The organism is Spirosoma sp. KCTC 42546 (assembly GCF_006965485.1).
Classification (GTDB): Bacteria; Bacteroidota; Bacteroidia; order Cytophagales; family Spirosomataceae; genus Spirosoma.
In genome coordinates this window covers 1,973,626-1,988,143 of the sequence record NZ_CP041360.1, presented here as the reverse complement: position 1 = coordinate 1,988,143, position 14,518 = coordinate 1,973,626, and the positions used below count along the sequence as shown (strand labels likewise).

13 protein-coding genes are annotated in these 14,518 nt (G+C 49.3%); 4 read left to right on the top strand and 9 right to left on the bottom strand.

The annotated features are described in order from the left end of the window. Positions 1 to 24: 24 nt before the first annotated feature. The 6 genes from EXU85_RS08035 to EXU85_RS08010 all read right to left on the bottom strand — a co-directional run bounded on the left by EXU85_RS08035 (position 25) and on the right by EXU85_RS08010 (position 8,854). Complete coding sequence (locus tag EXU85_RS08035) at positions 25 to 2,598, bottom strand: cation-translocating P-type ATPase (RefSeq protein WP_142771589.1); 2,574 nt, start codon at positions 2,596 to 2,598, stop codon at positions 25 to 27. Between the two features lie 12 nt (positions 2,599 to 2,610). Next, positions 2,611 to 4,986, bottom strand: coding sequence for a phosphoketolase (locus EXU85_RS08030; protein ID WP_142776634.1), 2,376 nt, complete (start codon positions 4,984 to 4,986; stop codon positions 2,611 to 2,613). Positions 4,987 to 5,120: 134 nt separating this feature from the next. Continuing rightward, positions 5,121 to 6,311, bottom strand: a complete 1,191-nt coding sequence (locus EXU85_RS08025; protein WP_142771588.1) for an acetate/propionate family kinase — start codon at positions 6,309 to 6,311, stop codon at positions 5,121 to 5,123. 61 nt (positions 6,312 to 6,372) lie between these two features. Then, entirely contained in the window at positions 6,373 to 7,215 is an 843-nt protein-coding gene (locus tag EXU85_RS08020) for a CPBP family intramembrane glutamic endopeptidase (RefSeq protein WP_142771587.1), read from the bottom strand. 44 nt (positions 7,216 to 7,259) lie between these two features. Continuing rightward, complete coding sequence (locus EXU85_RS08015) at positions 7,260 to 8,078, bottom strand: universal stress protein (protein WP_142771586.1); 819 nt, start codon at positions 8,076 to 8,078, stop codon at positions 7,260 to 7,262. Positions 8,079 to 8,101: 23 nt separating this feature from the next. Next, the gene (locus tag EXU85_RS08010; RefSeq protein WP_142771585.1) at positions 8,102 to 8,854 is read right to left on the bottom strand and encodes an SDR family NAD(P)-dependent oxidoreductase; all 753 of its coding nucleotides are present in this window, start codon (positions 8,852 to 8,854) and stop codon (positions 8,102 to 8,104) included. 430 nt (positions 8,855 to 9,284) lie between these two features. Here EXU85_RS08010 and EXU85_RS08005 point away from each other — a divergent pair, with 430 nt between their 5' ends. After that, the gene (locus tag EXU85_RS08005; protein WP_142771584.1) at positions 9,285 to 9,812 is read left to right on the top strand and encodes a hypothetical protein; all 528 of its coding nucleotides are present in this window, start codon (positions 9,285 to 9,287) and stop codon (positions 9,810 to 9,812) included. A gap of 5 nt (positions 9,813 to 9,817) precedes the next feature. Continuing rightward, positions 9,818 to 9,991, top strand: coding sequence for a hypothetical protein (locus EXU85_RS35285; RefSeq protein ID WP_168207758.1), 174 nt, complete (start codon positions 9,818 to 9,820; stop codon positions 9,989 to 9,991). Between the two features lie 98 nt (positions 9,992 to 10,089). On the opposite strand, the gene EXU85_RS08000 is transcribed toward EXU85_RS35285, so the two are convergent. Further along, positions 10,090 to 10,446 carry a VOC family protein gene (locus EXU85_RS08000; RefSeq protein WP_142771583.1) on the bottom strand — a complete coding sequence of 119 codons (357 nt, stop codon included), beginning with the start codon at positions 10,444 to 10,446 and terminating at the stop codon, positions 10,090 to 10,092. Between the two features lie 8 nt (positions 10,447 to 10,454). Further along, entirely contained in the window at positions 10,455 to 11,492 is a 1,038-nt protein-coding gene (locus tag EXU85_RS07995) for an aldo/keto reductase (protein WP_142771582.1), read from the bottom strand. A gap of 838 nt (positions 11,493 to 12,330) precedes the next feature. Between EXU85_RS07995 and EXU85_RS07990 the strand changes: the two genes are divergently transcribed. Together EXU85_RS07990 and EXU85_RS07985 are read left to right on the top strand one after the other, a co-directional pair. Further along, positions 12,331 to 12,660 (top strand): hypothetical protein, encoded by a 330-nt coding sequence (locus tag EXU85_RS07990; protein ID WP_142771581.1) that lies wholly within the window; start codon positions 12,331 to 12,333, stop codon positions 12,658 to 12,660. Between the two features lie 39 nt (positions 12,661 to 12,699). After that, on the top strand, positions 12,700 to 13,320 hold the full coding sequence (locus tag EXU85_RS07985; protein ID WP_142771580.1) for a hypothetical protein: 621 nt from the start codon (positions 12,700 to 12,702) through the stop codon (positions 13,318 to 13,320). A 302-nt stretch (positions 13,321 to 13,622) separates the two neighbouring features. Here EXU85_RS07985 and EXU85_RS07980 read toward each other — a convergent pair whose 3' ends face one another. Next, a complete protein-coding gene (locus EXU85_RS07980; RefSeq protein ID WP_142771579.1) occupies positions 13,623 to 14,516 on the bottom strand; it encodes a carbohydrate kinase in 894 nt (297 codons plus the stop codon). Between the last annotated feature and the right edge of the window lie 2 nt (positions 14,517 to 14,518).

Here is a 14,518-nt window from a genome sequence, read left to right as displayed (position 1 = left end):
ATTGGGCATCTAACGACGTGTAAACTACCTCTCCCCCAACCGGCGAACCCATTTCTCCAATTCAACCACCCAGAATGTAAGGCTCGAAACGGCAACCGTTATGCCTAGCTCGGTTAACGTTAGCGGTTTGGTGCTAAAGAGGTTGTTGAAAAAGGGCGTGTAAATGATCATGAGCTGAAGTGCAACCGTCAGCAGTATAGCGCCCAACATGGGTTTGTTGGAGAAGGGACCGATGCTGAATACGGACGCCCGATGAGAGCGAATGGCAATGGCGTTGCCTAACTGGCTAAAACAAAGAACGGTAAACGTCATGGTTTGCCAGTGCCCGATTCCATGATGAATAGACCAGGCCTCAATGCCAATCGTAGCCCCCCCAATCAGCAAGCCAACCCAAAGAATGAACCAGCCTAGCCCCCCCGCAAAAATTGTCTGTCTGGGGTCGATGGGCGGTCGTTTCATGCTGTTCTTTTCGGAGGGTTCGTAGGCCAGTGCCAAACCAGGCAGGCCGTCGGTCAACAGATTGATCCACAGAATATGAATGGCCAGCAAGGGAATGGGCAAGCCGAAAAAGGGTGCCAGAAAGATCGCCCAGATTTCGCCTGCGTTGCCCGACATGATGTAGCGGATAAACTTCAGAATATTATCAAAAATCCGTCGTCCATGTTTCACCGCTTTCACGATGGTGGCGAAGTTATCGTCCAGCAGGATCATGTGGGCGGCTTCTTTGGCAACTTCAGTACCATTGATACCCATGGCAATACCGATGTCGGCGTTTTTCAGCGCGGGTGCATCATTGACCCCATCGCCCGTCATGGCCACGAACTGATGACGCGCCTGCAATGCGCTGATAATCCGCAATTTTTGTTCGGGGTCGACCCGTGCATATACCCGTACGTTTTCGACTACGGCATCAAAGGCAGCCTCATCCAGGTTAGCCAGTTCCGATCCGGTCATCACCAGATCATCGGCAGATGAGATAATGCCCAGGGTTTCGGCGACGGCTTTGGCGGTCAGTTTATGATCGCCGGTAATCATGACGGGAATGATACCGGCCGCTTTGCATTCGGTTACCGCTTGCCGGGCTTCATCGCGGGGCGGATCGATCAGTCCGGCAAAGCCAATAAAACTAAGGCCAGTTTCTATTGTGTCTGGGGCAATGTTTGCGGGTAACTGGGGGATCAATTTACCCGCATAGCCCAGCATACGGTACCCTTGTTCGGCCATTGCATCGACGCGCTTTCGTAGATCGGGAATAGATGCGTTCTGACTGGCGTCGAGCTGCTTAAACAATACCCCAACTGCCCCTTTGGTAATGCATAGGATGCCCTCTGGCGTTTGATGGAGGGTGGTCATGCATTTCCGCTGTGAGTCGAAGGGGAGTTCGGCAATGCGCGGGAACTGGGTTTCCAGTGTCGAACGTACATAGGTTTTATCCGCGGCAAACTGCGCCAGTGCCACTTCGGTAGAATCGCCTAGCCAGTTCCCGTCTTGGTCTTTGACGACATCGTTATTTAGTGCCATCGCGGTCAGCAATCCGTTACTGTTGGCCAGAACGGGTAGGGTAAACGTCGGTGATTCATAGGTCTCCTCCACCGTCATTTTGTTGAGTGTTAGCGTCCCTGTTTTGTCCGTGCAGATGTAGGTAACAGACCCCAGCGTTTCTACGGCGGGCAGTTTGCGAATGAGCGCGTGGCTTTTCACCAGTCGTTTGGCCCCCAGCGCCAGTGCCACCGTAACTACAGCGGGCAAGGCTTCGGGAATGGCAGCCACTGCCAGCGAAATCGAGACCAATAGTAGATTCAGGAGCGGCTCACCCCGCAACCAGCCCACTCCGAAAAAGATAAGACAAAGCACAAGAACAGCCACCGACAAACTTTTCCCGAACACCGCCAGCCGTTTCTGGAGAGGTGTCTCCACTTCGTCGGTTTGGATCAGTTTGGCAATTCGCCCCAGCTCCGTGTTCATCCCCGTACCGACTACGTAAGCAGTGGCTCGCCCGTTGGTCACGAACGTGCCTTTGTAACCCATATTCAGTCGGTCGCCGAGGGGGTAGTCGCCCTCAGGTAGTACGCCTGTGTTTTTCTCAACATTGGTGGATTCGCCCGTCAACGAGGATTCGTCAACTTTCAGGGCATGCGTCTCGATAAAGCGAACATCTGCCGGAATGATCGTACCCGCTTCCAGCAGTGCCACATCGCCAGGCACTAGTTCCGATGCATCTACTTTACTGGCCCGATTATTCCGCAACACCTGCGCCTGCGCGGAGGCCATTTTTTTGAGGGCTTCCATTGCCTTTTCGGCCCGGTACTCCTGAAAGAAACCAACGAGCGCGTTGATAAGCACAATGGCCAGAATAACGTAGGTTGATTTCACTTCGCCTACCAGACCCGATATAATGGCGGCTGCAATTAACACCAGAATCATGAAATCCGTTAACTGATGCAGCAGTAGCTGCCAGACGGTTTTCTTCCTGGCGTCTTCGATCTGATTTTTACCATACTCAGCCAGCCGTTGCTGAGCTGTATCGGCGGTAAGTCCGATGGGAGACGTAGTCAGCGAACGGGCTACTTCGGCAACCGGAACAAGGTGAAAATCCATATGAGCGACAAATCAGGCATTCCATTTCCAATTACGGATTTCCGGCATATCTTCCCCATTATGGGTTATATAGTGCTTGTGCTCAACGAGTTTATCCTTCAGGAGCTGCTTTAGATAGGCTCCTTTGTTACCCAGTTGAGGAAGTCGATCAATAACATCCATGGCCAAATGAAACCGATCCATTTCATTTAACACGGTCATATCAAACGCCGTTGTAATCGTGCCCTCTTCCTTGTAGCCACGCACGTGCATATTGCTGTTATTCGCGCGGTTGTACGTTAACCGGTGCACCAGCCAGGGGTACCCGTGAAAGGCGAAAATAACGGGCTTGTTTTTCGTGAACAGGGCGTCGAAATCCGCGTCGGATAGTCCGTGAGGATGTTCTGTTTGGCGCTCCAATTTCAGCAGATCAACGACATTGACCACCCGGATTTTCAACTCAGGCAAATGCTCCCGCAGAATTGAAACAGCCGCGAGGGTTTCCAGGGTTGGCACATCACCACAGCAAGCCATGACGGCATCCGGTTCACTATCTTTATCGTTACTGGCCCATTTCCAGATACCAATACCTTCTGCACAATGTTTGATGGCGGCATCCATCGTTAACCATTGTGGGGCAGGGTGTTTGCCCGCTACTATCACGTTTACATAATGGCGACTCCGCAGGCAGTGATCCATGACCGACAGCAGGCAGTTCGCATCGGGGGGTAGGTACACACGAACAATACTGGATTTCTTATTGATCACGTGATCCATAAAGCCGGGATCCTGGTGCGTGAACCCATTGTGATCCTGCCGCCAGACGGTGGATGTCAACAGATAATTCAGGGAAGCTATCTTCCTCCGCCACGGGATCTCCTGCGTCATTTTCAACCACTTAGCGTGCTGATTGAACATCGAATCGACAATGTGAATGAAGGCTTCGTAGCTGTTGAACAACCCATGTCGACCCGTAAGTAAATAGCCTTCCAGCCAGCCTTCGCACTGGTGCTCGCTGAGCATTTCCATCACACTGCCAGTGGGTGCCAGAAATTGATCATTCTCGGCAGTTTCGGCATCCCACTGCCGATTGGTCGTCTCGAAAACGGCTTCCAGTCGGTTAGAAACAGTCTCATCAGGGCCGAATATCCTGAAATTCCTGGGTTCCAGATTCAGCTTGATGACATCCCGCAAAAACTGACCGGCTACATAGGTATCGCTAGCCAGTATGGCTCCGGGCGACGGCACATCAACAGCATACTCACAATAGTCCGGCATGCATAGATCGCGCAGTAGTAAGCCTCCATTAGTATGCGGGTTGGCTCCCATTCGTCGGTCTCCCTTAGGCGCTAACTCGGCCAGTTCCGGCAACAGCCTACCTTGCTCATCGAAAAGCTCTTCGGGTTTATAGCTTTTCAGCCAGCGTTCCAGTTGCGCCAGATGGTCGGGGGGTGTAGAGGCCGATACGGAAAGCGGAACCTGGTGCGCACGGAACGTGCCTTCGTTCGGTACGCCATCAATGGTTTTCGGCCCTGTCCAGCCCTTTGGAGATCGGAGCACAAGCATGGGCCAGCGCGGGCGGGTCACGTCGCCCTGCGTACGGGCTTCCAGTTGAATTTGTTTGATTTGGGCGATGGCTTTATCGAGTGTAGCCGCCATTGCCTGGTGCATCTGGTCAGGCTCGTGGCCTTCCACAAAATAGGGCGTCCATCCGTAGCCGTGTAGTAGCTGATCCAGTTCCTCGTGCGTGATACGAGCCAGTACAGTCGGGTTAGAAATTTTATAACCGTTCAGATGCAGAATAGGCAAGACCACTCCATCGGTAACCGGATTCAGAAATTTATTGGAATGCCAGGCAGTGGCCAGGGGACCCGTTTCAGCTTCCCCGTCACCCACTACACAGGTAGCTATCAGGTCGGGATTATCGAACACCACCCCAAATGCATGACTGAGGGAGTAGCCTAATTCGCCCCCTTCATGCAACGAACCTGGTGTTTGGGGAGACGCATGGCTCGAAATTCCACCCGGTGCCGAGAATTGCCGAAACAGTTTTTTCAGCCCATCTTCATCCTGACGGATTGCTGGATACACTTCGCTATAGGTACCTTCGAGATAGGTATTCGCGACTACGGCCGGACCGCCATGACCGGGCCCCGATATGTACAGCATATTGAGATCATCTTTTTTGATGACCCGGTTCAGATGGGCATAGATAAAGTTTTGCCCCGGTGTAGTGCCCCAATGACCCAGCAGCATAGGCTTGATGTGTTCCAGCGCCAGTGGTTCCCGAAGTAAGGGATTATCGTGCAGATAGATCTGACCAACCGACAGGTAGTTAGCGGCTCGCCAATAGGCATGTATTCGTTGGACTTCTTCCGGCGATAACGGCGTATCTGTCTGGGGTTCCATAGGTAAAGCTAAGTTGGTCGTTTCCATAATTGAGTCAAGATTATGGGTTAATCGTTACTGGTTATCAGTTATTGACCAAACATTTATAGGCTGATTACTAGCCTATTAACTAATAATTCAATAACCAATAACTACTAATCAGCATTTAAAAGTCGGCAGACGGTTTGGGCAATCATTTTTTCCTCGTTGGTTGGAATGACGCGGACGGTGACCCGACTTGTATCGGTCGAAATGATGTTTGCATGGGCCACGTTACGTTGTTCGTCCAGGTCAATTCCTAAGTAGTCAAGTCCATGACAAACACGGGCGCGCACCTCGGAAGCGTTCTCTCCGATGCCGCCCGAAAACACCAGGGTTTCGAGTCCACCCAGCACGGCCGAGAAGGCCCCGATCCACTTTCGGGTTTGGTAGCAGAACAGCTCGACGGCCTCGGCCGCCCGGACATCAACCGCCTGTCGGTCCAGCAAATCGTGCATATCCGAACTGGTTTCGGATACGCCGAGCAAACCGGATTCGTGATTGATTACTTTATTGAATTGGGTGGGCGATAGCTTTTCTGTTTTCATCAGATACCAGGCTACTCCGGGGTCAAGATCGCCGGGGCGGGTGCCCATAGGTAACCCAGCTGTGGGCGTGAACCCCATGCTTGTATCCAGACTTTTCCCCTCCCGAACCGCAGCCAAACTCGCCCCACTCCCTAAATGCGCCAGAATAACTTTACCCTGGGCAGCTTCGGTACCGGCCACCCGACCCAGTTCGTCCATCAGATACGCATACGATAACCCATGAAAACCATAGCGTCGGATTCCCTGGGCGTCGAAGCGTCTTGGGATAGGCAACAGTTGAGCAACGCGGGGCATTGTTCGGTGAAAAGCGGTGTCAAAACAGGCAAGCTGTAGTAAATCGGGATGGCGCTTTTGGAAGGCCTCAATCAGGGAAAGTTCACTGGGCAGGTGATCGGGATCATAGGCGCTAATGCGATGCAGTTCATCAAGCAGTGATGGTGTAATCCGTTCCGGTTCCTGATGTTCCATGCCATGAACAATCCGATGGCCGACCGCTTTAATCGACGAAAAAACAGCCTGTTTTTCGAGCCAGTTGATCAGGAAATTTACCGCCGATGCATGATTGGTAGCCTTTACCAGGCACGTTGATGGTTGATCGGCAGTGGAGTCGGTAAACGTAAGTTTAGTATCCGGCAGGCCGATTCGGTCGATATGGCCATAGAGTCCTCGTTTAGGCGATTCACCAGCGTCATACACCGCAAACTTGATACTCGATGAGCCTCCGTTGATGGTCAATACGCGTTCGTTACCTTCGATCATAGCTGATTTGTCTTTACGTTATCCGTCAAACCAACCGCTCCCAATTTTTGTGAACAGGTGGTTAGCGTGACCAATCTCCGGAAGCGCCAGAAAGCGGATCGACCGTTATTTTGTGGGAGCGTGACAAGTTGTCGGGCTTATACACGAACCACACATACAATCCCCAGAAGGTAACCAGTATGCCGGTATACGTCGTTAGTTCCGGCATGTTCAGATCGGCCGTAAACACGACATCCATCATCCCATGAAACAGGGCACAAGCCAGTACATTACCACGCGATGAATTGAACAGCCAGGTGAACAGGATGCCTCCGGTTAGCAGGCTGAACAACCAGCCAGTTACCCCTCCAACATCCATATGAATGTAGCCGCCTAACGGATTAAAGAAAAGGGGCCAATGCCAGATAGCCCAGAAAAAAGTACTAATCAGATTCGCGTTAAAGGCCGAATAGCCTGCCTGCAAACGTGGCAAGGCAAACCCTCGCCAACCGGCTTCTTCGCCTAATCCAAAGAAAAAGATATTGGCAAGGATAAAAGTCACTGGCGAAAGAAAGGCAAATTCCTTCGATGAAAACAACCTCTGCAAATCGGGGACACGATACTGTGTTATGCAGATAAATCCGATGATGAACACAAATACCACGACTGGTGCCAGAAACCCAACACTCAACCAACGTACAAATTGTCTTTGCGATGGTGCCTGCCCTTTTAATTGCCGGATTCCCGAAAGCCCCTGCCTGCGATAAATGAGTATGAATGCAGCCAGCATCGGCCCCAAACTTCCCAGCAGGTGAATGTACGGCAATTTATTGACAGGTACATTCAGCGGCAGGTAATAAGGTGACCAAATCAGCCAGGAGATTGCATAGGTTAATCCAAAAAACTGACCCAGTTGTCTGTTCATAGCTGCTTATGCAGGCAAGGGGTTTAGGGTGCGTATCGTGTTAACTACACAACGGCCAGCAGAGGAATGTCGGTAAGACGGGCCAGTCGCTGTGTTTCACCTTCCGAAAACAGTTTCTGGAACCAGTTCCGCATCTGCGGCAACATCATAATCAGGTCCGCTTTGTTGGTATGCGCAAACTCCAGGAGGGTATCGTAAATCTCTTCACCAGACTCAATGGTCAGTGTGTGCGGCTGTGGATTCAGTAAGCGCCGGATATGTTCTCCCTGATGGTGCATTTCGGCATCATCGGGTTTATCCGTAATGCACAATACATTGAGTATGCTTCCGAACAACCGGGCGAAATGCAGCGCTTTATCCAGGGATACGGCATTCGGCGGTGCTGCCAGATCAATGCCCAGCACCACATTTTTCAGGCCTGCATACGTACTATGCGGTGGAATAAGCAGCAGCGGCACTTCCGTTTCGGCAACCATGCCCGTAGCAATACTCCCCATGAGCTGCGCACTTTGTGGAGCCGTACCCACCGTCGACATGACCAGCAGATCGGCGTTTTCCGCCTTCGTAACATGCCGGATAGCCTCCATTGTATGACCTTCCTGCGCAATGCATCGGATAGGAACTTCTATTCCTACCAGATCATGTAGGTCAGCGGCCAGTCGGTGTAAGGACTTTTCGCTGCTTTCGCGGGTTGCCTCTACGGAGAGTGGAAAGTCGCCCGTTTTAGCCGGATTATCAGGCCAAACATGAAAGGCATGGACTAAAATCAGGGTAGCTTTCTGATCAAAAGCCAGTTGAGCTGCGAATCGGGCCACCCGGTTGGCGTTGTGCGTAAAATCAGTAGCGAGAACGATTGTTTTCATGACGAACGAGCTATGAGGTAGGTTTACTTGGCCAGGTATCCGCCATCAACGGGGTAATACGATCCGGTAACGAACGATGCTTTCTCTGAGCTGAGCCAGATAACCAGCTCGGCGACTTCATCCGCTTTTCCCAAACGGCCAATTGGGTGCAGACCAATCAATTGCTGCTTCACCTCTGCCGATAGCAGATTCAATAAAGGTGTGTCGATGTAACCCGGTCCAACGGCATTGATCCGAATCCCCATTGGGGCATATTCGATAGCTGCGGTTTGCGTTAAGCCAACCATACCGTGTTTTGCCGATACATAGCCGGGTGAACCGGGGGTTCCAACCTGCCCCAATATGGACGCCATATTGACAATAGATCCGGCACCCTGTTTGAGCATCACTTCCAGTTCATATTTCAGACAGAAGAAAACACTATTGAGATTTACATTGATGATGTGCTGCCAGCCTTCCAGGCTATAATCGGCGGTCATATTCAACTCCCCACCGATTCCCGCATTATTACAGGCAATGTCGAGCGAGCCAAAGGCCGAGACCGTTTCCTTCACCAGTTGCTGGCACTGGGCCGCATCGCCCACATCGGCTTTAAAAAACCGGGCATTTGCACCAGCCGCTTTTAACTCTTCAACTACTTGCTGGCCTTGTGCTTCGTCCACATCCGACACCATGACGTTGGCTCCGTGTTGTCCATACAGCAGAGCTACAGCCTTGCCAATACCGGAAGCGGCTCCGGTTACCAGAGCGGTCTTTCCTTGTAAGTCTTTATCCATGATAGGTTTCCTGAAAAGCGAATGAGTAAATCAGTAGGAACGCTTTACCTCCTTTTGATGCCCCAAAATAAGCGGAAAGCTGCGGGGCCTTTCCTGAGCTAAAACAGACTTTATATTGATAGAAATCAGGATTTTGAGCGAAGAGCGTCCATTGGGGACGCTCTGAGAACTTCTTTTTTAACCACAGAGGCACAGAGAACACAGAGTTTTAGTCAGTCTAAAACTCTGTGTTCTCTGTGCCTCTGTGGTTAAAAAAGAAGTTTATTTCAACCTTTAGAGAGATGGTAAAAGGCCAGTAATCAACTCATAATACGATCCGGTTGGTGCTTGTTAACCCGCATTAGCCTACACGCCGACGACTAACATATATACACTACGAAAATTTTGAGTTACATTTGATATAGATCGTATTATTCAGTAAATTCGTTTAGTGAAAAAGCAACCAAATACCCATCTCGACTTTACCGTAGATAAGTTGACCAATTCCATCCAAAACACAATTTCGGGTGATAGTTTTGCTACGGAAGTTTTACGTTTTACTAAGGCTGATTTAAAGCAAGTAACAAAAAAGAATGGGTGGAATTTTGATTGGAAAGTAGAGTTTGCAAACAATACAAAAGAAGTTTTCAAATTGACCATCCCTCCTAATTCAAGTATTATTCAAGGTTTGCTTAGTTTGACTTTAGAGCCAGACCATGTTTATATGCATTTGCTTGAAAACGCCCCATTCAATATAGGGCAAAATAAAGTTTACGAAGGTGTGGCAGGAAATTTAGTTGCTCATGCCTGCAAAGTTTCTTTCCAACAAGGATTTGATGGATTTGTTGGCTTTACAGCTAAAACGAAACTTATAGACCATTACCAAAAGACATTAGGTGCGCACATTCTAGGCGGACATAGAATGATTATCCCAACGAAATCAGCACAACTACTCATTGACAAGTATTTTAAATCATAATCATTATGGGACATATAAAAGAACCAAAAGGTGTTGACTTTATAATTGCAAGCGATCCATTAACTGATCAAGCTCGGCAAGAAATCAGCGAATTTATTCGCAACTACAAAAACAATACGACTAATAAAAAAGCAAAATCTGCTACAACTATAAAGCAACCAAGAACTGCCCGCGCTTGACTTTGACAATTTGCATGAAATTCCTACTCACAACATGGATTTTTGACTAGTTGGGCACATCTAGTGGGTCAAATTTGCCTACCAGAAAAAATTCAGTTTCAATCAACAAATTGCAAAAACTCAATCCGGTTATCAAACGGATCGCGGAAGAAGAACCGTTCACGACCGTCAATATCGGATGAGTACTCAATGGCTAGGCCTTTAGCCGCCAGCTCCTGTTTGGCTTCGTCGAGGTTGGCGACTTCAAAGGCCGGGTGCCGTTTGGAATAGCTATCACCAGCCTCTTCGCGAAGGTGCAACTGGATATCGGCGATCTGAAACCAGATGGCGCCACTAGGGTGATTACCCGGAATTTCGGTCAGGCCCAATACATCCCGGTAAAATTCCCGCGCCTGAGCCGTTGCTCCTTCAGGGATGCACATCAGCACATGGTCTAAACGTACGAATTGTATCATCTTACGGCTTAGTAAAATTTAGGGGGAGGGTTCAGCGTCAGGTTTTGCCGTTGATGCCAGTAGGGATAGATAGTCGGCACCTCACTGGCAGCATCTAATCGTTTCACCTGCTCGATAGTCAGGTTCCAGCCGACAGCCGCAAGGTTTTGCTTCAACTGCTCTTCGTTCCGTGCCCCAATGACAAGGGTCGATACGGTTGGGCGTTGTAATAGCCAATTAAGAGCAATCTGGGCAACCGTTTTCCCTGTTTCGACCGCCAGTTCATCCAGCACATCAATAATGCCATAAAACAGCTCATCGGGAATGGCAAATGCCGGCACGGGACTCCCCCCCTGCGCTACCCGGCTATCGGGTGGTACGGGTTGATTACGACGGTATTTACCACCCAATCGACCAGCGGCTAACGGACTCCAGATAATCCCGCCAACCTTCTGGTCAATACCCAATGGCATCAGTTCCCATTCATATTCGCGGTTTACCAGGGAGTAATATACCTGATGCCCAACGTAGCGATTCCAGCCATATTTTTCAGAAACAGCCAGCGACTTCATCAGATGCCAGCCCGAATAATTGGAGCAGGCAATGTACCGTACTTTGCCACTCTGCACCAGATCGTCCAGCGTACGCAAGGTTTCTTCCACGGGCGTGACCCCATCGAAACCATGCATGTGATAAATGTCGATGTAATCTGTTTTCAGGCGCTTGAGACTGCTCTCGCATTGTTTCAGCAAATGCAGGCGCGACGATCCCTGATTGTTGGGGCCTTTGCCGAAGGTGAAGGTAGCCTTGGTCGAAATCAGCACTTTATCGCGCAGGCCCGTTAAGGCTTTCCCCAGGATCTCCTCCGAAAGGCCATCCGAATATACATCGGCCGTATCAAACAGGTTGACCCCAGCATCCAGGCAGAGATTGACCAAACGAGTAGCTTCGTCTACCTGGGTGGTACCCCAGGCTTTAAAAAAGTCGTTGCCACCGCCAAATGTGGCTGTACCAAAACTCAATACCGGAACCTGCAATCCCGATGCGCCTAATTGTCTGTATTCCATAGGTAATAACTGATTCTACTGTATTTCACGAATAGGATTATGGTGCTTTTCAAGACGATCACGTTCCTGTCCTGAACGTGACACTTCTTCATGAACACAGTCTATATACCTAGAAGTTTTACACTCTCTGAGTTTGAGGAGTGAATCTGTATTTCTCAGGTAGTGGCGAAAGAACAAAACTAACTATTTGCACTATTTTTTATAATTATTCCTATCCGGCAAATGGCTTCCTCCAAAAGTTCAGTGTGTGAAACCATATTATTTCATAAAGAATTGCTTGTACAATTCTTTTTTTCACTGAAAAATAAAGGGCAGTTATTGTACTTTACCACTATTACTAAACCATTCCCATTAGCTATTCAGTTATTTAGTTGAAAAGTTACCGAATTCGTAGTTGTTTATTTAAGATTGATTATAAATAACTTACAGAAGTCATGAACTTATTATACATCCTGAAAAATGGAATAAACGCTAAAGACCTATGGATCGATAGTTGTACTTTTTCTAGTCAGGCGAATAATAGTACTGGCAGAGACGCCCTCTAGCCCTTTCGTCTTTTGATGCCTAGGGAACCAATAGGGTAGTTAACCTTTGGCTTGTTTTAGTAATAGGTACTGGAATGCCTGGAAAAAATACAAGGCCTTCCGTTCCTTTAAGTACCTGTCAACGCGCAGTAACAGATAAAAAAGATCCGTCTGTGCAATTGACGATCAACCCAGTACCCACGGCTCCCGCCGGGGCTTAGTACAGTCGGCATTTTAGTCAACTTGCTGTCAGCCGACTGCTTGCGCAGAACTTGTCGTTCAACAGGCGCCGTTACAAACAAACTTCACAACACATGAACCGTTTCTCAGTCATTTATCTGCTTCGAAAGCAGTATCACCATACGTACTGTGCCACTCATGAAGAAGCAGATGCCTTATTAGCGCAGTTGCTTACCCAGGAAAGCTACAAACCCATCGGCATCTATGATGCAAAAACCGAACTCTTCTTTTGGGAGCCAATCCGGCAGAATCAATACAACAAAGCCAGTATTGAAAAGCAGGGGAAATTAGGCGATCAGATCATTCAAATTGCCCAAACCTTACGTCACCATGACGAAGTCAATCACGGGCACACTAACTCTATTTCCCAGCTACTCCAGCCCGATCTGGCCGAACTCGTTTAATCGCTATTTCACAAAGAAGCTATAAAACACCCATTCATCATGCAAACCAACAACAGTCAGGAAGTTTTCAATGCCTTACCGATGATGCTGGCCTATCCGGCATTTCTGGCGGGTTATCGAACCGTAGATGAAGCGCTGAATGATCACCTATTCAGCAACTACCTTACTACGTTTATCGAACAGGATGTTATGCCGTTCGTAGAGTCCGAAGAATCGCCATCTCAGCACGATGCCAGGAGCCAGTGGCGCGGTCGGTTTTCGACCCCAACGCTGAGTGACCCGTTAATTAACGTATGTTTCGATGGCGCGTCGAAATTGCCTTCCCTAATTCTGCCTACGTTATGTGATCTACTGGATCAAAACAGAGATATTCAACGCATGGCCTTTTTACTGGCGGCCTATGGACATTACCTGTCTGCCAACACGGATGATACAGGGGCTTCATATGAGCCCAACGATACCCACCTGCATCAGCACGACTGGGCAAAAGTGAATAGTGAGGATGTAGTGGCGCTCCTGGAAATTTCCACTATGGCTACGGCTCGCCTGCATACCTATTCTCATTTTGTGGCGATGTACAAATCCTACCGAACTCAGATTGCCAAATACGGGGTCGTCTTTCTGCTCAAGCAGATGGCCTATAACCGCCTGGCCATGTAATAAGGACTGAAAAAAAATCGGTGTTGAGATCGCTCGACACCGATTTTTCACTACTCCCGAACTGAGATTCCTCTAAGACCAGAAGCCTGGTTCGGTATTTTCCACGTTCATCATAGGTAAGTATAAATGTTCTTTATAGTTGCTAAGGAGAGCTATGGTGGGGAGTCAGCCGCACTAGGACCGCCCCCCACGATAAACCGTATTACCAACCTAAATTAGGTGTCATTTACCCATCACCATCCCATACTCCTCAATCGTCCAGCAGTGATAAGCGGTTACATTTGTTGTCATTGACTCCTGGCTCATAGTAACTCGACCCGTCGAATTTTCCTTCGGATTAACTGTTCCGAAATAATGGGCGTTGCGCCACGCTGGGTTGCTACATAAGCGCCCGCAGCACAGGCGAACTCAAGTGTTTTCATTGGGCTTTCGCCCTGCAGGGTTTTGTATAGAAAAGCAGCCAGAAAGGCGTCTCCACTCCCAATGGTATCTTCTACAGGAACACGGAAACCCGGATGTTCGGTAAAGCCATCACTGTTGAGCATGATTGCCCCCGCAGAGCCCCGCGTTACACATACGGTCTTTAGCTTGAACCGATCCCGCAGGAAATGCATCGCGTCACGTTCAGACAGTCGCGAGGTATACCAGCCAGCAATTTCAGTCAGTTCGTTGTAGTTGATTTTCAGAATATCCGCTTTTTGTAGCAGATAGGTAACCTCTAACGGCGTGTAGTGCGGAGCCCGCAGGTTCACGTCGAATACGGTTAACGCAGCCTGATCGAGGAGCTGATGCAGCGTAGCTCGGGAGGTCTGACTTCGGGCGGCCAAACTACCATACACCAGTACCGACTTCTGATACAGTGGAGCCAATGACGCATCGTACTCGATATGGTCCCAAGCTACCGGTTGCAGAATCTTATAAACAACCTCGTTACGATTGGTCAAATTAGCTTTGGCAATGCCCGTCAGGTGGGTAGCACCTAATTGAACGTAGGCCGTTGGCAGGTGCTTTTCCCGCAGAAACTCCAGTAATTCGCGGCCAAGTGGATCATTTCCTACCCGACTAATGAGCTGGGCATTCAATCCGAAATTCCGCAGCAGAACAGCCACATTCAGGGGCGCGCCACCTGCCTGTTTACAGGTTGGCAATACATCCCAAAGAATTTCACCGAAACAGATAATAGTTGTTGATGTCATGG